Raw genomic sequence first — 19,547 nt, forward strand, 5'->3', positions numbered from 1 at the left:
AACGATTGAAAGATGTGAAGATGTCAAAAAAGCATGAAAAAGTAATGAGAAAAGATTCCAGTGAAATCATTTGATTTAGACTTTTTTTGCGCAGACTCAATTTGAAAACTATCAATTTACAATTTCAAAATTTTGAAATTGGCTTTGTTGAAAACTACTTTAGCAGTCACTAATTTTTTTCCGGATCCAATTTATCGTTCCCTTTATCGGATCCAAAACACTAGAAAGAGCCCATCCGGTATATTTGCAGTTTTTAGGGAGTACTGGAATCGACATATAGTTGTTTAAGTTTCGTTCTAAGTTTTGCCTATCTTCATGCAAATCTCCATCCAATTTAATTAACTCTTTTGCATCTTTAACAAATTCTGAGTTGTCACAAGATTGAGTTAGTTCATTTAGCCAATTCATATGGGCATCTCTCACGTTATTAAGTAATTCTTTATCAGTATTAGACACGGTCACTATTGCGTAATTGCCAATCTTAAATCTGAGTTGGTGCGTATTATTCTGAGCGTCGATTGCATAATTAAATTCTGTATAGATCTGTTTTTCTCCTTCAGCGACATTAAATAAATGGGTGTATATGCCCTCACAACAATTCTTTTCGATTTCTTTAAGCTTAGTCCCGATTGGCAATTTTAAACGATTTATTGTCTCTTGCCTTATTGCTTGGAAAAGTTTATAGCGTTTCAGGTTATAATCGTAGAGGTGTTTTTTGTAATTATTCCAAACGTCAAATAGATCTAATTCACTAGGCATATGATTTTGTAGATCGGAAAAAAGAAATTCTTTTTCTACTGAAAGATCAAAGGGTTGTGGTTTGCTATGAACTACTTCACTTGCTGGATCATGTGCATCTTGTAGTATCTCTGATTTCCAACGTTTTATTAACTTCCTCAAATCATCAGTATGTTTCTTTTTGACTTCTAATACGATAGGGCGAGAACGATAAGCCAGAACTATAGCGGCCCAGGTACCTATTACCAAAAAGATGTTCACTATTATCAGAATGAGTGTTGAAATATCCAAATTTATCCCCCCTAATTAATGAATGAGATTTTTGAATTATTTACATTTCTTTCTATGGATCCACTACCACTATCCAAAAAATCAATTTGAAAATTTTGAAATTGGCTGCAGGATTATTTTGAAAATGACATTCAGTTCGATAATTATATATGCTATCGGTACCGATACTTTACCTGGTGAAGCATTTGACTGATAATAAGAAAATTATCAGGCCTCGACTGGATGAGGACGAAATCAGAATCATTAATATCGCTCTAAGTGTCTTAGAGAATATTGATCCTGAAAAGTGGAGAGAGTTACTTTTAGAAGACAGAAGGGTCTGGCCTCATAAAGAGGATATCCATGTTGGAGAGCGAGTAGTTATCGATGTTGATACTCTTTTTGATTTGGATAAGGTATCCTTGGATGACTTACGAAAAACGGCAGCCCGCTTTAGACGTTTTGGTTTGGAATTCTCCCCTCAAGGATGGAGTTATGCCGGTTATGAAAAAAAGCGGAAAAATCCTTATTTTCCCCGACCACGACGATAATTGTCGTATTATGACAAATAGGCAATAGTTATCAGACATGATCTGATAATTTTTAGTGAATTATATCTCCTGGAACTGTAAAATTCAGGAAAATTGAGATCGTGAGAAAGTGACTGGGACTTTGATATATATTTGAGCGAGATCGACGTGGAGAACTCTCAAAAACAGTTTTTGATATTTTGACCCTATAAGGTAAAAAGTCGATTAAGTTCGAGGAAAACAACGCGCACAATTCTTATTTTATGAGTTCTATTGTAGTCAAAGTAAGATTACGCAATAATTATATCAGGAAAGGTGCATTTAACGTAATAAAATCTGATAAGAACAAAACATGATCAAAATTAATAAAAACAGGGATTCTCTTTTCCTATTCTTGGTCTTCTAATTCACCATCATCTTTGCTTAAAGCGAATTCCTTAATCTCTTGCAGGTTCCTTTCCATCCATTCTTTTCCAATATTCGTCTCAAGTAATTCAACTACCTCATCTTTGCCTTTTAGTTTTAAATACCATCTTATGACCGTTACGTTCATTGCTCTTATGGCTAAACGACTCATACGGCTCAAATCAACTAACAAGGGCTCTAAGATCGGAGATATCGACCTATCATTCTCAATATAAAGTTCACAAATGTCCCTGGTCAGATTATCAAATATTAAGTCATAATGATGCTTTTTTTCAGCCACGGCATCAAGAACCTCCCAGATATTCTTGAGTATTTGTTCTTGCTCTTCACCATTATTCGAATACGCTAAGTCAATCATTTCTTTTCTTAGGGCATCTATCTCCTCTTGAGTCATTTCTATTTCGGTCATTGTGATGCGCTCCTATTTTCTTTTGAAAGGCCTATTTTTGTTTCTTGTTAGTATTGTAATCGGTTCTTTGAAGTGCTCTTCCGTTATTACGTTTTCGGTTTTTTTATCTTTTCATCATAGAATATTTTCTCATTCTGCAAAATTAAAATCTCTGTTGAACAGAGTTTATTGCAATAAGAAAGCGATGTATTACTAATTTACTTCAAAATTTTGATTTGTTTGCTTCTTACGGCTGCCTCAATCCGGCTACAAATGTTCCAAGCTTCAAAAGCATAATCAATTAAAACCACCGCGTCCCGTTTTTGAAAGATGTTACTGGTAGCGATATCGATATAACCAAATACAGAAAAATCGTGAAACGTCTTGCTTAGTTTTGATAAGAATATGAGTCTCTGTGCACCTTCAGTGATCAGACTAAATCTTTCGGGAAGTTCAAGCTTTTTTAGTATCATATTTATTTTTGTTGTAGAATCATGCAGAGGGGGATAAGAAAGATCAACTAAACTAAAAAGCGATTTGATAGCAACTTCTATGCATGATTGAGCCGCTTGAACACTAACAGAGAAATCTTTTTTCGCTAGTAATTCTCTGCCCATCATATAATATTTATATGCTTCGGCAAGAAGTTTCGCAGCCTCTTCGATACCCATTGTTGGTCATACTCATAAAACAATATAGTATTATATACTATTTTGACCTTAAAAAATGAGATTGTAAACTCCTTTAAAAATCTAAACTAGTAAGTTAAAACTAAAAATCAAGTGTAGTTTTTCTCAATAGACCGCTTAGAGAAAAATATAAAGAGTAGGACATTGTAAGATTTTACAGGCGGGAATGTACCATGAGGAAAATTTGTTGTTGGATCATACTCGCACTTTTCGTAGGCAGTGTATTCTTTGTAAGTGTAACTACTGCTCAGGAAGACATTGAACTAGAACCAATCGCAGACACTTATATTAGAGCTACAGATCCTGATGAAAACTATGGTGACGAAACATATCTTCGTGTGGGAGACGCACGTCTAAGCAATGATTATATACGTATTACCTATCTGCTGTTTGATTTATCAGCGATTGACGGATCGATTCAAGAGGCAACGTTGAAACTTTATCTGAAATGGTCATGGGAGGCGCGATATATTGGGATTCACGAATGTGATGACACCAATTGGAATGAAGACACACTTACCTGGAACAATGCACCTTCTTATAACTCAGAGGCTGTAGACAGTTTCAATGTTAGTCGTACACTTCAATGGAATGAATGGGATGCTACAGACATTGCTAAAGGAAAGCAAGGTCAACTGGTAACAATTGTGGTAAAAGCAAGAGATCCAGTGAATAAAATTGGTGATTGGACCGACTTCGCTTCAAAAGAAAATGATCGCAATCATCCCGTGCTAGTCATTAATCAAGGCAGTGGCGGTTTTTCGGTGTGTCTTGGCACCATTCTGCTATGCTGTACTATTCCAGTGCTTGGATTAGGTGTCCTTTCTAAACGAATTCGTACTAAAGTTCGCTAAACATCTATTAAAAATCCTTTTTTCTTTTTTCCAGTAAGTATTGGTACCTTAGGAGTATCTCAAAAGGAATTTAACTCATAAATTGTTTTGTCTAATAAATTAAAGATTTATAAGACATAAAAACAGAGTAAAAAGGATATATTGTGCGAGAATATCGAGGTGAGGATTTTGAAGATCGCATTTTTCGAGGTAAAGGAATGGGAGGAAAAATACCTTAGTGAAAATCTACCAGGACACGATTTAGTATTTTATTCGGAAGCTTTAACATCAGAAAACGCTGATAGAGTGAAGGATTTTGATAGTGTTTCAGTTTTTGTTTTTTCAGAGGTTTATAAAGAGGCTTTAGCAAAAATGCCGAACCTAAAATTCATTACAACGCGATCCACAGGCTTTGACCACATTGACCTGGAGGGGTGCAAGACACGAAATATCGTTGCGTGTAACGTTCCATTTTACGGAGATAATACAGTTGCCGAGCATGCTTTTGCATTGCTATTATCACTAACGCGGAAGATACATAAAATTCGTATGACTGAACATAAGACCTTTGCCATGGAAGGGCTTAAGGGAACTGACCTTAAAGGAAAAACATTTGGAGTGGTAGGAGCCGGTCGTATTGGGTTATATGCTGTAAAATTTGCACGTGGATTTGGCATGAACGTTCTTGCGTATGATATCATCTTTAACGACTTCGCACGTGAAGTACTTGGATATAAATATGTATCTCTTGAAGAACTGCTAAAAAATTCAGATATAATATCTCTTCATGCACCGTATAACAAATATACGCACCATATGATAAACAAAGATAACATTAAGCTAATTAAACCTGGTGCTATCCTCATAAATTCTTCAAGGGGCGGCCTTATAGACACCGATGCACTGAAATACGCGTTAGATGAAGGGATCATAAGTGCTGCTGGTCTCGATGTAATTGAGGGAGAAGAATTTCTTATTGAAGAAAAAATGAAACCCCGAGAAACATTAACAGATGAAGAGAAAAGAATCCTTCAAAGGAATTTGGAAATTATTGAAAGAGAGAATGTCATATTTACTCCACACGTGGCATTTAATACCCAAGAAGCGGCACAAAGAATTCTGGATACTACTTTATCAAACATAAAAGCGTATCTAGAAGGTCATCCAGAAAATGTGATTGCAGAAATATAAGATATGATGATTTTCTTTCAACCTATTCATCTTTTTTTAATTGATCCTCAAACATCTTGAAATCACGTTTTTCTTGTTCTTTAATGATAGACACTTCGTCCTCTGGTGAAAGTATAGAGATGCCTACGGAATCCTCTAAAACCTCTATAAAAACAATTTTATCTGCCTGTTTAAGATCTACTTTTCGATCTATGTTGGAGGCTGCTGCAGTAATTAGGTCATTTCTGGCAACATTTGTAAATCGTCTCTCTAGAGTGATACGAAAGGTTTCATCATTCTTAATTTTCTTTTCCGCTAGTTTCGAACACACCTGCTTGATTTCATCTAAATCTGCTTCAACAACACTTTCAATAGGCCTTAGTTTAAGGATTAAAAAATAGCGAAACTTATCCTTCTGAATTAATTCCTTTATTTTCTTAATCACAATAAATGGGTCAAGATTTGTATACGCAAGTATTATTCCTTGCGCTACGGAGGTCGTTACTTGTGGGTTTGTATCTCCGAGTTGTTCTAATAAATCTTTCATTTCTTCGCAAGCTGGTATTTCGAAACCTTTCATAACCGATACAAATAAGTTAAATTTCATTAAATCCACTTATTGAAACTTATTGAGCTGCATATATTAAAAGTTTTAAACTTAGTTAAAGTAGTACATTTGAAATTAGCCAATTTGGAGGACATGACAATTCTCATAAGAGACCTCCTCAATAAATTAATCTGGGATTCGAAGGAAGACATCAAAGACTATGTCATCATCTATATCCATCGTGGAGCGTTGAATGATCAAAGACAGATTCCGGCACATCTTATCGAAAAGGTTTATGTTGGAAGTTTCTCATGTACTATTGACGACGAGGAGACGATTATTCCCTTCCATCGAATTCTCGAAATAAGAAATATTCGTACTCAAAAAGTAGTATATAAAAAAAGAAGTTGAGTCTTTAGACTTCTTTCAGCGTAATCATTTCTAATTAGTTTTTTCAATGATTTTAATATCTCCTAGCGTGAGAGTATCATAAAGTCTGTAAACGATCTGATCTATTTGTGTTTGAAGTTTATTTTTTTCTTTTTCTATTTTTGAAGAATTTGTTTTTGTTTTTAATCGAGAAATAAGTTGGGTCACTAGATCAATGAGATTATTGTGCAAAGATACATCTTCGGGATTTGTGAAATCAATCTTTCGTATAGGTATTTTACTTAAAGGTGTGGTGAAATATTCGTTCATACGTCCCTTTGCTTTTCCTGCATGATGATACCAAAAATCGAGTACTTGAGAATTTAATAAGGCAAGAAGATAGTTGATATTCATTTCACAGTTTTCCTTTGGAACGATTATGTAAGTATCTGTTAAGCCATAATGCATCTCATTATCGTACGCAAATGTATTTCTTCTTGCTCTGTAAGGACAAAAGATTTTTTCCGCTGCATTATCAAAAAGTTCTCTACTTTGGGGAATACTTAGGCTATACCAATTGCATGTTCCATCCTTAAATTGGAATCTGTTTTCTAAACTTGCTCGAAACCTTTCAAGATATTTTTTCACGTTTGTGTACTGATTTATAGTTGTCTTATTCGTTGTATAAATCAAATAGAAGCCTTTATGATTCACGTAATAACGCGAAATATGGCTATTTCTTAAGAGAGGAACTAATATTTCGCCTTCTAAGCGAAGTTTAGCGACAGTATCATCATCTACTATAAAAGCTTCATTTAAACCCGTTTTAAACCCTTCCCCGATGTGGCAACAATCAGTTAAGGTAAAATTCACCGCCTCAATTTTATCTATTATTTCTTTGTGAATTGAAAGAACCCATTTACCTGTGCTCAAACTTCTCTGTGGCACTAAAAATACATCAATGAATTCATCAGAATAAGCATCATCTGAGAGATGGCGCTGAATATGTGTTAGCAGAGCCTGATTTCGTCGAAGAGATGTTTCTTCCATTGAAAATTCATGCCCTTCTACTGTCTCGCAATCAAGTTGTTTCTTGCAACGGACAATTTTGACTTGATTTTGCTCTCTTATAGCCTTATCGTCTTCTTTCCTTAAGATTAGAATGCAAGTATCTGTATTTGCGTCAGGAAATAGTTTAATGCTCTCAAAATGAATGATTTTTTCGATGAGAGCATGATCTAATACATACTTTCGAACTCTATCTGCAAAGTCATTTTCAAGAAAGTATTGGCCGACTATAAAGCCAAGATATCCTTTATTTTTAAGAATTTTTAAAGACTGGATTATAAAATAATAATAAATATCAGAATTTGATCGAAAGAAACGTTTCCACTTTTGTGACTCTTTAAGATAACTATAATAGATCGTTCGTTCATTACTCCGTCGACCTTCGATTGTGAAATAAGGAGGATTACCTATGAGGACATCAAAGCCTCCATCACTTATAACTTCAGGAAATTCTATTTCACAATTAAATGGTATAATTCTATTCAATTCAGTCGGAAAATACCGTTCTAATGTTTCATTTACTTTCGAGTAGAGTTGTTGCTTTAATTTCTTCTCCTGGGTTTGCAATTTTCTTTTAATTTCATCTATTGGCGACCCTTTTATTGATTGTCTTAATTTTTTAACCTTTTCAAGTTCTGATTGGAAAATAGATACATCAGCGTGTTCTTCGAGCCCAGAAATAAGAAAGTCGCTCAATACAATGTTTTCATTGAAAAAAGTCAATTCATTTGGTTTAGAGGATTGAGGTTTTAAGTTTAGGAGAGTATTTTTTAGGGCTGTTGAATCTAACTCGCAACCATAAATATGTTCTAAGACTAGCTTTTCAATGATTTTACGATAAGACAGGAGATCCGCTAATGTAAAACCAACATCTGCTGAATATTTGTTGTTTTTTTCTATACAATAAAGTTTACTTTGAATCTTGTTATAATAGTTGCTAAAAAGCTTTTTCGCTTCTATTAGGAATATACCTGAACCACACGCAGGGTCTATGACGTTAATTCTAGAATTTTCTTTGAACCATTTGACGATTTCATCATATTTTTCTTCATTGAAAAGTTGTTCTATCTTTTGCCATCGTTGAGTTAGTAACTGTTTGAGAGTGTTTTCAAGAATGAACTGGACAATATACGAAGGTGTATAGTAAATACCTTGTTGTTTTATTTTGCCAGCGTCGATTTTGTATAGATCTCTCGTAGAGTTCGTGCCAGTCATTCTAATTGCCATTTCTTTATATCAAAATATATAATAAAAACATTGATCTTGTTGTGGTATCGAGTTTACTAAAATCACAAACACGTTCAAGGATATGCGGATGGTAAAAAAATGCATGAAGAATATGTAAAGGATATGTACGATCATGTAAAGAAGCAAAATACATGGCGTAAGAAAGAATGTATAAATTTAATTGCGAGTGAAAATGTTTCAAGTCCTTTAGTCGACGATATACGTATTTCAGATTTTATGCATAGGTATGCTGAAGGATTACCATACCAGAGGTATTACCAAGGCACGAAGTATATAGACTATATCGAAAATAAAGTCGTTGAATTAGCAAAAAAAATCTTTGACGTCAATTTCGTTGAACCGAGAGCAATTTCAGGAACTGTAGCTAATTTAGCAGTATTTAGTGCTCTAACAAACCATGGTGACAATATAGCTACCCTTAGTATTCCTGCAGGTGCCCACATAAGTCATTTAGGGGTTGGTTGCGCGGGTATTTGTGGACTAAAACAATTTGATTTGCCCTTTGATGAAAAAGAGATGAATATTGATGTTGATAAAACAATTACACTTCTCGATACCAGTAATTTTAGTCTTATTGTCTTAGGTACAAGTTTGTTTCTATTTCCAGCCCCCGTAAAAGAATTGAAAGAAGCTATAGGCAAAGAGACGAAAATTGTTTATGACGCAGCACACGTACTCGGATTGATTGCAGCAAAAGAATTTCAAGATCCGATAAGGGAAGGTGCGGATGTTATCTCTTCCTCAACACATAAAACACTGCCTGGACCGCAAGGTGGCATTATTCTAACAAACAATGCAGAGCATTACAAGAAAATATCGAGGGCTGTATTTCCTGGTATTGTATCTAATCATCATTTAGCGAGGCTTCCTGGTCTAGTTATTGCACTTGCTGAAATGTTAGATTTTGGTAAAGAATACGCAACGCAAATGATAGTCAATGCCAAAAAATTAGCTGAAAGTCTTTATGAACGAGGGTTTCAGGTGTTATGTGAACACAAGAATTTCACACAGTCGCATCAAGTCGCTGTTGATGTTCAGAATTATGGTGGTGGAACGAAAGTAGCGACAAAATTGGAAAAAGCAAATATCATCTGCAACAAAAATCTGTTACCTTGGGATAAACCGAAAAAATCCCTAAATCCTTCTGGGATCAGAATAGGTACAACAGAAATGACACATGTAGGTATGAAAGAAAAAGAAATGGAGAGAATAGCTGAATTCATTACAGATACAATTATTAAAGAAAAAGATACAGAAAAAATCAAAAAAGAGATAACTGAATTTAAACAGGGCTTTTTGGAAGTCAAATATACCTATAAACTCAGCAATATGAGTCCAAATAGCATCTAGTTTCTCCCAGGATGACCTGTCCATCGGGTATTTTGCGATCGGGTCATATTACCTCTATTGACCGCTCATATGGTTTTGATGATGCATTCGTAGGATGACCTATCCTTTAAGAAAAGATAGTTCAATCCGGAGCGTGTCCTGCATTAAGTGTAAGACTATCTAATTCTACTGTGGTACAGTAGGGAATATATCCTTTCTCCTTTGCAAGTGTATAAGCTTCATCAATATAATCCTGCTTATTACAATAGTCAACTGTCAAGACAAGTTTATTTTCAGCTACAACCAGATCCAGATACGTCTCGATTGCGTCCCTATGATGTGTAGAAGTTCGAATATTTGTAGCCTCAAAGTATACTTCTTCTCGCCCTATTCCAGTCAATGCATTGAGATAATTCATATTTTCGACGAGTTCTTCTGCATTTTGGGCAAAAATTCCAAAATCTTTCGCACCTTTCGTCCTATGAGCATAATCTGCAATGGCAATAACAAAATTGATCATATCTTCTCGTGCATTTGAATATCCCTTTTCTTCATAATATTGGTACGCGTCAATAATGTCTAAGTACACACCATCAAAGCCTGCATCTATGATCTTATCTAAATAGCTATTTGGCGAGCCAAAAATAATATTTTGCCATTTCTCGTCCCAATATTTCACCTTGTAATTTCCTTCCCAATTGGGATTTACTTTATCTAACCATTCAGGTGCGCCCGGTTTCCAACCATCTTGCCAATAATATCGATAATCCTCAGCTTCACCGATGCTTAGATATGCGATGATTAACTTAGAGCCTCCAGGACCTCCTTGCAAAGAAATTATATCATTTCGGGTAAATTCACCAGAAGCCTCCCCATTAACAGAATAGTCTAAAACAAGCAAGTCAAATTTTGTCGCACGTGTTTCATCTATATTGATATTCTGTAGTTGATATCCCCAGTCATTTATACCCTTCCATTTATTTGAGACTTGTATTTCTTGTATAAAAAGATAAGATGTCAACATAAGCAAAATAATGATCATAACGATAATGAATGAATGGATTCGCTTCATAATTTAATCCTCTATTAATTTCTAGAGAATTAGTCAAAACAAATTAATGTTTTCAATGAATATATAATATTAGTTCATTCAATTAATTGGAGAATGAGAATGATGGATAAACAGAAAGGATATATGCTCATTGCAGATGGAAATATTCATTCAGATTCTGAAGAACCTCCCACTCCCATAGGACTCTTTGTTCGTGGATATTTTCAGGATGACCGCTTCTTCCCAGAAGGTAATATTGAAGGCAGAGGATCGCTTGGTGATTCTGGTCAACCTGGATGGATGGAACTCTTTACAGGCACTTTTTACGGAATTCAGACGCCACGACCCCCTTTTCCACCTTACATTGAGGGGTATATGACACCTGAGGGATTCCAGCCATCTTCTAGACGCGTAATTTACTAACTTAATGAATTTCTAGAATAGGAATTAAATGGCTTCATAGGTGAATTTGTGAACTACTCCATCCTGACGGATGGCATTTCCTGCGAGTCCTCCCAACCCTTGCGGGAAACTCTCGTTTTATGTTTGGCTGTATGTCGCAGATCATCCCTTTTGAGGATGGCCCGTCCACCTGGCATTCTGTGATAGGAACTTTCATTTCCAGTATCACACTTTTGGGATTCGTCAAATGCTATTGTCCTTTTACCTTCGCGGTTATTCGCGCGGGTTAGCAACTGTCCGAATCCTCGCTCACAGGGTCACCTCTTCTGCCATCCTACCGGGAGTCTTGTATCCCTGCCTTCCTCCCGGTATTCATCGTAACTTTCCTTTACAAAAAACTTTATAAGGTTAGCGGCTTTCATCCTCTACTTGTCAGACGGGGACTTCCCGCCGATAATATTAAATATTGATTTACTCTACATTCAAGTGAATCAATTTGCTTGTTGCATTGCATCTTTAAGCATATGGAGGATAATGAATAATGTTTGCTCCACCTGAAACCGGCTACGACCGGGCAATTACAATCTTTTCTCCTGATGGGAGACTATTCCAAGTAGAATATGCTATAGAAGCCGTGAGGCGTGGAACCACTGCTATTGGACTTAGAGCTGCTAATGGTGTGGTGTTAGCAGTTGAAAAACGTATTCTTAGCAAACTTGTGGAAGAATTTACAATTGAAAAAATCTTCAAAATAGATGAACATTCGGGCTGTGCGATAGCTGGATTAACGGCTGATGCTCGAATTCTTATTAACCAAGCTCGCGTTCAAGCTCAGATTAATCGACTTACCTATGATGAAGATATCCCTATTGAGACTTTGACACGATATATAGGAGATTTAAAACAAAGATATACACAGACTGCTGGAGTAAGACCCTTCGGTGTGAAACTATTGATCGCAGGAGTTGATGCAACCGGACCAAAATTGTATGTGACTGACCCAAGTGGGACCTACATAGGTTATCAGGCTGTCGCTATTGGTTCGGGCGAACAAACAGTTACAGAATTTTTGGAGAAGGAATTTAAGGAAAATGCTGATATCAACGATAATATTAAACTTGCTTTAAATGCATTGGCTCTAGTTGTTGAAAATGGACTAGAAGGAGGAGACGCGGCTCAAAAAGTCGAAGCAGCGATAATAGACACAGAAACAAGAACTTTCACCAAACTTTCTGATGAAGAAATAAAAAAATTCGTTGATGCAGCTCAAAATGAGCGTCCAGATACTACTACTCCAATCTAAAATATTTTTCTTCTTTTGCAAGAGTTTTATCATTTCATTTTTTGCTCAAAAACAATTTCTATTATTTTTGTTTAATTATGGCTTAGTTCTTCGATTATTTCTTTTAATCGCAACAGAATTTGTCCAAGCGGATTCTTAGCTAGAAACGCAGTTGTAAGTGTTTCAGAAAGTTTACACACATACAATTTTATATCACTCTCTAAAGTCTTTCTAATGAAATCAGAAACATTGAAACTAGAGACGTGTTGCTGCACAAGGTCTAGTGCCATTTTTTCGTATTCTTTATCAACGTCAGCAAAGTTTCCAAAGACAAATTTATCTCCTTCAAAAAATAGAATCTCAATTGTTCCTAGGTGTTTAATCTTTTCAAAAATTCTCTTCACAGTTTTGCATAAAACTTCATCTTGAATTTCATGTACATTAAAATCAATTGGTCGATCAGAATCGTTTCTAGGTGTCTTAGAATTTGGAAATGCTTTCTCAAGTTGTTTATGATACTTCTTAACGATCGTATTCAAATTCACTAAAACAGTTCCAATTGACTCATTTGTTATCAAGCTCACTACAACATCTTCAGCAATTTTGAAGACATAAAGTTGAGAATTAAGGTCAGTTAGTCCTCTTTGAATGAAGTCAGAGACATCCATGTTGGCAAAACTTCTCTTTACTATATCTACAGCAAGACTTTCATGTTCTTCATTGGTAAAAGATCCATGAAGAATCTCACCATTTGATGCTAAAAACATCACGCCAAAAGAGCTTAACGGCCCTAAATCTGATAAAATATTCACTAAAATATCCTTTGGAGATGACATGTGGCTCACTAAATAAGTAAACTCATTTAAAGGCAAGATTTCATCTTTGAAATATCATAAGTTAAAAGACAATATACTATATTAAGTATTTATACATGTCTTCAAAACACTTAATTCCTCTTCTATATATTCTATGGGCACAAACGAATCTAAAAATAAAAAAAAGAAAAGTAAAATTGAAAAAAGAGATTACCAGAAACTGCGCGAATCTTTAAACATCTCTTCTAAATCTTTCGCAGTTACAGGTCTCGGCGAACAAGACAGAGTTCTTTGTTGTTCTAAAGTTCCTTGTACCAATTGAGGAATCTCTGATTCGTTATATCAGCTTTAATATCTTCATTCTCGATTATTGCCTTCACTTTCTCTGCAAGCCCAATTTCAACAATGTTTTTATCGGTAATAATTAGTGTATTCTTTACGCCAAGTCTCTTTAATTCATAGCCCAGTTCATTTGTAGCGCCTATACCAAATTTAATAGAAGATGCAGATGTTGTAAAAATAATGTCTAATCCTGTATCAATTGCCATTTTTTTCCCTCTAAATCTTATAATTAGCAAATTACCCTTTGTGGTTTTATAATATTTCGTGTTAGAGCACTAGAATACGGTACAAGACTCTGAAAAACAATATCAGGAGTGAGTGCCTCAGTTATTTCACTTAAAAGAATTGAAAAATGAACGACTTTTAAGAAGGAACACATCTAAATGTCATTAAATTATGATTTGAGGAGCATATCAATTTCTTTAGGATCTAATTTTGGGCCTGCAGTTTCTCCAAACCAATATGGTTCCATTTGTGCTGATGGATCCTGTGAGGCTTCATACAAACGTTCAGATACCCATGTGTGATACGCTATATTCAACCATTCATTCGTATTCAATAGCTCATTTGTGAATTCGGTCATTTGAATCTTTAACTTTATACCTACTTCTTCCCACTCTTCATAAACTGTTAATATCTTTTCATGGCTACCTTCACATGCTTCATAAGCTTTTTTGAGTTTATATTTCCATGCAATGCCAACAATAATACCAAAAACCAGTCCTATGAGTCCTCCGTAAATTAATGACTCAATAGATACCATTTTATCGCCTTTGTTTTACAAGAAAATTGAAGTTCTGCTTTTCCTAATTAATTTGCATTAAGAAAATTTGAGTGTATCGGTATGAAAATTCTAAAATATATTAAAATAAAATAGACTGATGCATTTCTTTTTAGTTAGAATTAGGCAGTTTTGATTCAAAGTCAATCAATTTGATATATACAGGTATCTAAGATAATTATCAGTTCAATTTTGAAAAAAACTTGGGCTGTGATCATTTGAACAATAGTTTAAAGACAATACTTGAAGCAATTGAAGATAATAAAGAAGAATTAATTGAATTCTGTCGCGAAATCGTCAAAATTCCAAGTTATAGCGGCAAAGAAGAAACACTTGCTAAAGTAATCGCCAAATGGATGCATGAGTTCGAGTTTGATAATGTGATGACAGATGAACTTGGAAGTGTCATTGGATTTATTGAAGGAAAAGCAGGTAATGATCATCTACTTTTATTTGATGCCCATATGGATCATGTGAATGTTGGAAGGCGTGATGTTTGGGATTGTGAGCCTTTTGGAGCGATAATAAAAGATAATGCGATTTATGGACGTGGTGTAGTAGATATGAAGGGAGCACTTGCAAGCCAAATCTTTGCTCTCGGAATGATACGGAGATACGGAATTACACCACCAACTGATTTATGTATGGCTGCAGTGGTTTTTGAAGAATTAAACGAAGGACTGGCTGTAAAACATATTATAGAAAATATCGGAATTACACCAAATTGTGTTATTCTTGGTGAGCCCTCAAATCTGAATCTATCGATAGGACAACGGGGTAGAGCAGAAATTGAAATAGTTACAAAAGGTAAAACGAGTCATGGTAGTATGCCTGAACTCGGAAAAAATGCGATTTATCCTATGACTTCTATTATCAATGAAATAAAAAAGTTAAATGAAAGACTTTCGTCACATCCGTTCCTAGGTAAAGGATCGGTAACCATAATTGATATTTCTAGTTCGCCAGGGGGAAATGTAGTACCTGATAAATGTCGAATTGTTGTCGATCGCCGTATTATCCCTGGTGAAACAGAAGAAGTAGTAATCAACGAGATGCATGATGTAATAGAAAGTGTAAGAGAACAAATATCTGATGTGGAAGTTTCTGTTAGTATTATTGATGAACCTGTGCAATTTTTTACGAAAAAAACACTCATTGATCATAAATATTTCCCTACATGGTATTTTGACCCTTCTACTCCTTTGATTCAAAAAGCAAAAGAGGTTCTTGAAAAATCAGTTGGTCAACATGTTAAAATCATAAAATGGCTTTTTTCAACTGATGGAGTCTACACAGCGGGCATAGCTAATATACCAACAATTGGATTTGGTCCAGGAGAAGAAGAACAGGCCCATACACCAAACGAGCATTTATCAATAGATGAATTAATTAAATCGGCTAAAGGCTACGCAGCACTTGCATTGAGACTTCTACCTTAAAAAAATGATATCTGGTAATATTTGACCTTTTTAAACAAAGATATTTATTTCTCTTCCCTCATCGACAGATTATTTGATTTATATAATACTTGAAAAGTAAGAAGAAAAAAAATTGTCATATCCTAAGAAGGATAGCATTTAGAACGCAATTCCTCTCCCCCGTAAAAGGGGAGTTTCCTTGCGTTGATTCTTTGAACATTTGGCTATAGATCAACTAATGAGCTACCTCATGTTTAAGTTATGAGGCTTCCTGCTTCAACCACAGACTCGATCCCCCATGTTGGGGTTACGGAGGTCTTATGTCCACAGGCGTGAATTCCCTACGCACCATAGGTACTTAATTACCCGCTTACCAAAAAATTATATAAACCCAACTTAATTTATCCCCATACTAAAGCGCTTGTACTTTCTTGCTTAGTTTTCGTAAAATCCGCTAAAGGTTATGCAGCTCTTGCTTTGGGATTATTATCATCTTGAATGAATTTCTAAACCCCGATTAGATCGTGTGTAAACAGAATCTAAAGAGTAGAAAAAAGAGTAAAATTAGTTTATCGTTCTGTAAATATTCTGTCTCATATCCTGCAAGTTTGGCAAACGCTGAATTAGATGTGCATCTAAAAGGATCTTTAAAGCGTAACGAACTGTTCTGGGAGCAAGTTTACATCCATTTTGAATATCTTTTGCGGTAATTGGGCCCTGGTTCTTTATTAAATTATACACCGTTTTGGCACTTGGGGGGATACTCCTGGAAACATCTAATTCCTGTTTCACAACAGCCTCTGCAATCATTATCTTTCAACACCATAAAATTATTTTTTTATTAGGTTTTCATCGAATGTTCGCTTTTTTACGAACAATATTATTCGGTGACGACCGAATATATATAGTTTTTTGTTACGCGCGCGAAAAAGCGTAATAAGAGGGGGATGAAAACGTGATTATTTATAAAGAAATCAGACATTCGCAATACTAGCGCGCCATATCTAGACCATCTTTTTACTTTTCCCTTGAAATCGTTGAAGTGCAATTAGTTTATTGATTCCTGTAAGCAGAGCTCTAATACTTGCCATGACAATGTCATTATCCACACTTGTTGCACTTGCCTCTGTATCGTTAATTTCATCTCTTAGTTTCACCTGTACATCCACAGCTGATGATGTCCCCCCAGTAATTGCATCAACATGATATTCTTCAAGTTTAATTCCTTCAAGAAGACCACCTTTTTCAATTGCTTTCATTGCTGCATCAACAGGTCCAACTCCTGAAGCAGTATGGATTCTTTCTTCTCCGCGTACACTAAGAACCACAGATGATGTCGGAGTGATTTTGTTTCCAGTGAATGCAGTCAATGTCTTTAGCGTAAGGAAGTCCTCGCTTGGTAAATGAAGCACATCTTTTACAATGTCCCAGACATTTGAATCCGTGACTTTTTTTCCTTGATCACCATGTTCTTTGATGCGTCGAAAGATGTGTTCTTCCTGCTCAGCAGTTACATGCAACCCTAACTCTGTTAAAATCGATTGGACAGCATGCCTTCCAGCATGTTTACCCAAGACAAATTGTCTTTTCCTGCCGAAAAATCCAGGATCCATTGGCTCGTAACATGCTTTATGGGCTAGTACGCCATGGACATGAATGCCAGATTCGTGAAGAAACGCATTTTTACCAACAATCGGCGCATTTAGTGGTAGATGGAATTTCATTAATCGTTCAATCTTCCGAGAGACTTCTGCAATAAGGTGTGGTTTGATATTACATGATATATTATGAAATCCAAGTAAACATGCTGCGACTTGCTCCAAACTAGCGTTTCCAGCACGTTCACCCATTCCATTGATACACACTTGTACAGTTTCTGCTCCCGCTTCCACAGCTGCTAGAGAATTGGCAGTTGCAAGTCCAAAGTCATTATGAGCATGGATGCTAAGGGGAACAAGAATAACCTTTTTTAGAGCATGAATATATGCATTGATTACACGTGGATTACACCTACCCGTTGTGTCAGGTAGCATAATTCGATCTGCGCCAGCGTCAACACCAGTCTTGTAAAACGTCTTTAAGAAATCAAGAGAGGTACCGGTCGCATCTTCTGCACATAATTCAACCAATAAGCCATGATCCTTAGCATATTCGATGCATGTAACTATTTTATCCAGAACGGTTTCTTGAGTCATTTTGAGTTTATATTTGACATGCCACTCGCTAGTTGCAATGAAAGTAAGAACTGAATCAACATCACAACTAAGCACTGCATCAATATCCTTTTGAATTGCTCGAGCAAAGCCACAAATTTCTGCTTGTAGACCACAGTTAGCAATTGCTTTTACAGCTTCTATCTCGCCTTTTGACACAATAGGAAATCCAGCTTCTATTATATCTACACCAAGCTGATCTAATTCTTGAGCTATTGCTACCTTCCGTTCAACATCGAGCGCAATTCCTGGTGTTTGTTCACCATCTCTTAAGGTTGTATCAAAAAAATTGACGTGTTTAGGAAGGGTAACAGCTGCAACTGATTCTTTAGATGCCACTTCATTTAATGGACTCAAAAATAAAGTGATCCCTCATTTTTAGACCTCTTTCGAGAAACTGGACTGAGTGTATAAAAAACTTTGGCTAAAAATTGTTGACCATGTTTACCTTTGACTACCTTTGTTTACGTAAATGGCAAGATTTTTAAGGAGACATATTATCTTTGATAAAAAAATATCATCAAAAAATACAGAAAAGAAGAGCATATTTTTACAAATGTCAAATTATTCTGAGTATTTTCATTCCTTCGTAAAGTGAGATCAGATTATTTCCAAAATTAAAAAGTTACAGATTAAGGAAAAGGTGAAAACGATTCAATTAGAAGCCATTGAGGAAACACAAACAGATTCACCAGAATCGAAAGAGAGTATCATCCAAAATATGGAGGATATATGTAAAAGAATCGATCTAAATCGAGTTAGAAAAACAATTGAAGAATTATTTAATCAACCAAATGTTGCACATATTTCACCTGAACAAATCAAAGTAAAAGCAGAAGTATGTGGTAGAAAAACGAAATACCGTAATTACAATTTTATCTCTGCTGTAAAAAATCGGTCAGCCGGTCTTACGGTTTATCTTGGTAGTGCGGATGTGATTCAATCCGAATTAACTCCAAAACAGAGAGAAATATTAGCTCATGCTCCTGAAACGATTGATACTGTGTTAAAATATCTGCAGAAAGCACCGTTATTGTGTAACGTCAGAACTATGGGAAATAATCCAGAATTCACACCGACTTGTACTCTTTATGTTTCTTTAGCTCGACCAGATTCCGTACGATTAGCTCACATGATGAACGGATCTTTGTTTGAAAATAGAGAAATGAAACCTCCGAGTCTGTATATAATAGATCTTCCAGAATGGCATGAGAAAGATAGACAAGTAATTTGTCTACCTGAGATTGGCGTGACCTTCGTTTTAGGATCCGATTATTTTGGTGAAGTTAAGAAAGGGTTTTTGCGAATGGCTATGTGGTATGCCAAACAAAAGGGAATGCTAGGACTTCATGCAGGCGCGAAGTTAATAAAGGCGAGAGATCACAAGACAGGAAGAATTAATAGATTTAATATGCTTATTTTTGGTTTAACCGCTACGGGCAAGACAACACATTCCTGCCATACACATGACTTGAATGAGCTTGGAGAAGGCATTGAGATAGCGCAGGATGATTTTGTCGCTGTAAAAAAAGATGGGTCAGTATTGGGAACTGAATGTGGCTTTTTCCTTAAAACAGAGGGGCTTACCTTACAGGATCAACCTTTGCTTTACAATGCGCTTATAAAGCCTCATACGAC

General features: G+C 35.6%; 21 protein-coding genes. 9 read left to right on the forward strand and 12 right to left on the reverse strand.

What is annotated here, in order from left to right; genetic code table 11:
* Positions 1-159 precede the first annotated feature (159 nt).
* Positions 160-1,029 (reverse strand): hypothetical protein, encoded by an 870-nt coding sequence (locus QVB70_RS14490; protein WP_287587663.1) that lies wholly within the window; start codon positions 1,027-1,029, stop codon positions 160-162.
* A 185-nt stretch (positions 1,030-1,214) separates the two neighbouring features.
* On the opposite strand from QVB70_RS14490, the gene QVB70_RS14495 reads away from it, so the two are divergent.
* Complete coding sequence (locus QVB70_RS14495; RefSeq protein ID WP_287587666.1) at positions 1,215-1,559, forward strand: hypothetical protein; 345 nt, start codon at positions 1,215-1,217, stop codon at positions 1,557-1,559.
* A 367-nt stretch (positions 1,560-1,926) separates the two neighbouring features.
* Here QVB70_RS14495 and QVB70_RS14500 read toward each other — a convergent pair whose 3' ends face one another.
* Both QVB70_RS14500 and QVB70_RS14505 read right to left on the reverse strand, forming a co-directional pair.
* Positions 1,927-2,373 carry a hypothetical protein gene (locus tag QVB70_RS14500; protein ID WP_287587669.1) on the reverse strand — a complete coding sequence of 149 codons (447 nt, stop codon included), beginning with the start codon at positions 2,371-2,373 and terminating at the stop codon, positions 1,927-1,929.
* Between the two features lie 197 nt (positions 2,374-2,570).
* Positions 2,571-3,023, reverse strand: a complete 453-nt coding sequence (locus QVB70_RS14505) for a HEPN domain-containing protein (RefSeq protein ID WP_287587672.1) — start codon at positions 3,021-3,023, stop codon at positions 2,571-2,573.
* A gap of 191 nt (positions 3,024-3,214) precedes the next feature.
* Here QVB70_RS14505 and QVB70_RS14510 point away from each other — a divergent pair, with 191 nt between their 5' ends.
* Together QVB70_RS14510 and QVB70_RS14515 are read left to right on the forward strand one after the other, a co-directional pair.
* The gene (locus QVB70_RS14510; RefSeq protein ID WP_287587674.1) at positions 3,215-3,895 is read left to right on the forward strand and encodes a DNRLRE domain-containing protein; all 681 of its coding nucleotides are present in this window, start codon (positions 3,215-3,217) and stop codon (positions 3,893-3,895) included.
* 159 nt (positions 3,896-4,054) lie between these two features.
* A complete protein-coding gene (locus QVB70_RS14515) occupies positions 4,055-5,065 on the forward strand; it encodes an NAD(P)-dependent oxidoreductase (protein WP_342766577.1) in 1,011 nt (336 codons plus the stop codon).
* Between the two features lie 22 nt (positions 5,066-5,087).
* On the opposite strand, the gene QVB70_RS14520 is transcribed toward QVB70_RS14515, so the two are convergent.
* Positions 5,088-5,651: a THUMP domain-containing protein gene (locus tag QVB70_RS14520; RefSeq protein WP_287587677.1), complete on the reverse strand. Its 564-nt coding sequence runs from the start codon at positions 5,649-5,651 to the stop codon at positions 5,088-5,090.
* Between the two features lie 93 nt (positions 5,652-5,744).
* Here QVB70_RS14520 and QVB70_RS14525 point away from each other — a divergent pair, with 93 nt between their 5' ends.
* The gene (locus QVB70_RS14525) at positions 5,745-6,002 is read left to right on the forward strand and encodes an RNA repair domain-containing protein (protein ID WP_287587679.1); all 258 of its coding nucleotides are present in this window, start codon (positions 5,745-5,747) and stop codon (positions 6,000-6,002) included.
* Positions 6,003-6,032: 30 nt separating this feature from the next.
* Here the strand turns inward: QVB70_RS14525 and QVB70_RS14530 are convergent, their stop codons facing one another.
* Positions 6,033-8,255 (reverse strand): N-6 DNA methylase, encoded by a 2,223-nt coding sequence (locus QVB70_RS14530; RefSeq protein ID WP_287587682.1) that lies wholly within the window; start codon positions 8,253-8,255, stop codon positions 6,033-6,035.
* A 99-nt stretch (positions 8,256-8,354) separates the two neighbouring features.
* Between QVB70_RS14530 and glyA the strand changes: the two genes are divergently transcribed.
* Positions 8,355-9,626 (forward strand): serine hydroxymethyltransferase, encoded by a 1,272-nt coding sequence (gene glyA, locus QVB70_RS14535; RefSeq protein WP_287587683.1) that lies wholly within the window; start codon positions 8,355-8,357, stop codon positions 9,624-9,626.
* A 121-nt stretch (positions 9,627-9,747) separates the two neighbouring features.
* On the opposite strand, the gene QVB70_RS14540 is transcribed toward glyA, so the two are convergent.
* On the reverse strand, positions 9,748-10,677 hold the full coding sequence (locus QVB70_RS14540) for an MJ1477/TM1410 family putative glycoside hydrolase (protein ID WP_287587686.1): 930 nt from the start codon (positions 10,675-10,677) through the stop codon (positions 9,748-9,750).
* A gap of 99 nt (positions 10,678-10,776) precedes the next feature.
* On the opposite strand from QVB70_RS14540, the gene QVB70_RS14545 reads away from it, so the two are divergent.
* A complete protein-coding gene (locus tag QVB70_RS14545; RefSeq protein WP_287587688.1) occupies positions 10,777-11,079 on the forward strand; it encodes a hypothetical protein in 303 nt (100 codons plus the stop codon).
* Between the two features lie 53 nt (positions 11,080-11,132).
* Here QVB70_RS14545 and QVB70_RS14550 read toward each other — a convergent pair whose 3' ends face one another.
* Positions 11,133-11,351, reverse strand: a complete 219-nt coding sequence (locus QVB70_RS14550) for a hypothetical protein (RefSeq protein WP_287587690.1) — start codon at positions 11,349-11,351, stop codon at positions 11,133-11,135.
* 248 nt (positions 11,352-11,599) lie between these two features.
* Here QVB70_RS14550 and psmA point away from each other — a divergent pair, with 248 nt between their 5' ends.
* A complete protein-coding gene (psmA, locus tag QVB70_RS14555; RefSeq protein ID WP_287587692.1) occupies positions 11,600-12,361 on the forward strand; it encodes an archaeal proteasome endopeptidase complex subunit alpha in 762 nt (253 codons plus the stop codon).
* A 71-nt stretch (positions 12,362-12,432) separates the two neighbouring features.
* Here psmA and QVB70_RS14560 read toward each other — a convergent pair whose 3' ends face one another.
* The 3 genes from QVB70_RS14560 to QVB70_RS14570 all read right to left on the reverse strand — a co-directional run bounded on the left by QVB70_RS14560 (position 12,433) and on the right by QVB70_RS14570 (position 14,260).
* Entirely contained in the window at positions 12,433-13,176 is a 744-nt protein-coding gene (locus QVB70_RS14560) for a hypothetical protein (protein WP_287587694.1), read from the reverse strand.
* Positions 13,177-13,454: 278 nt separating this feature from the next.
* Positions 13,455-13,703 carry an iron-containing alcohol dehydrogenase gene (locus QVB70_RS14565; RefSeq protein WP_287587697.1) on the reverse strand — a complete coding sequence of 83 codons (249 nt, stop codon included), beginning with the start codon at positions 13,701-13,703 and terminating at the stop codon, positions 13,455-13,457.
* Positions 13,704-13,891: 188 nt separating this feature from the next.
* Positions 13,892-14,260 carry a hypothetical protein gene (locus QVB70_RS14570; RefSeq protein ID WP_287587700.1) on the reverse strand — a complete coding sequence of 123 codons (369 nt, stop codon included), beginning with the start codon at positions 14,258-14,260 and terminating at the stop codon, positions 13,892-13,894.
* 236 nt (positions 14,261-14,496) lie between these two features.
* On the opposite strand from QVB70_RS14570, the gene QVB70_RS14575 reads away from it, so the two are divergent.
* Positions 14,497-15,717 (forward strand): YgeY family selenium metabolism-linked hydrolase, encoded by a 1,221-nt coding sequence (locus tag QVB70_RS14575; protein WP_287587703.1) that lies wholly within the window; start codon positions 14,497-14,499, stop codon positions 15,715-15,717.
* A gap of 543 nt (positions 15,718-16,260) precedes the next feature.
* Here the strand turns inward: QVB70_RS14575 and QVB70_RS14580 are convergent.
* Together QVB70_RS14580 and QVB70_RS14585 are read right to left on the reverse strand one after the other, a co-directional pair.
* Positions 16,261-16,506 (reverse strand): MarR family transcriptional regulator, encoded by a 246-nt coding sequence (locus QVB70_RS14580; RefSeq protein ID WP_287587706.1) that lies wholly within the window; start codon positions 16,504-16,506, stop codon positions 16,261-16,263.
* Positions 16,507-16,700: 194 nt separating this feature from the next.
* Positions 16,701-18,266 carry a 2-isopropylmalate synthase gene (locus QVB70_RS14585; RefSeq protein ID WP_287587709.1) on the reverse strand — a complete coding sequence of 522 codons (1,566 nt, stop codon included), beginning with the start codon at positions 18,264-18,266 and terminating at the stop codon, positions 16,701-16,703.
* Positions 18,267-18,552: 286 nt separating this feature from the next.
* On the opposite strand from QVB70_RS14585, the gene QVB70_RS14590 reads away from it, so the two are divergent.
* A partial coding sequence (locus tag QVB70_RS14590; protein ID WP_287587711.1) for a phosphoenolpyruvate carboxykinase (ATP) occupies positions 18,553-19,547 on the forward strand: 995 nt, incomplete at its 3' end.

This window comes from Candidatus Borrarchaeum sp., from assembly GCF_019058535.1.
In the GTDB taxonomy this organism is placed as follows: domain Archaea; phylum Asgardarchaeota; class Sifarchaeia; order Borrarchaeales; family Borrarchaeaceae; genus Borrarchaeum; species Borrarchaeum weybense.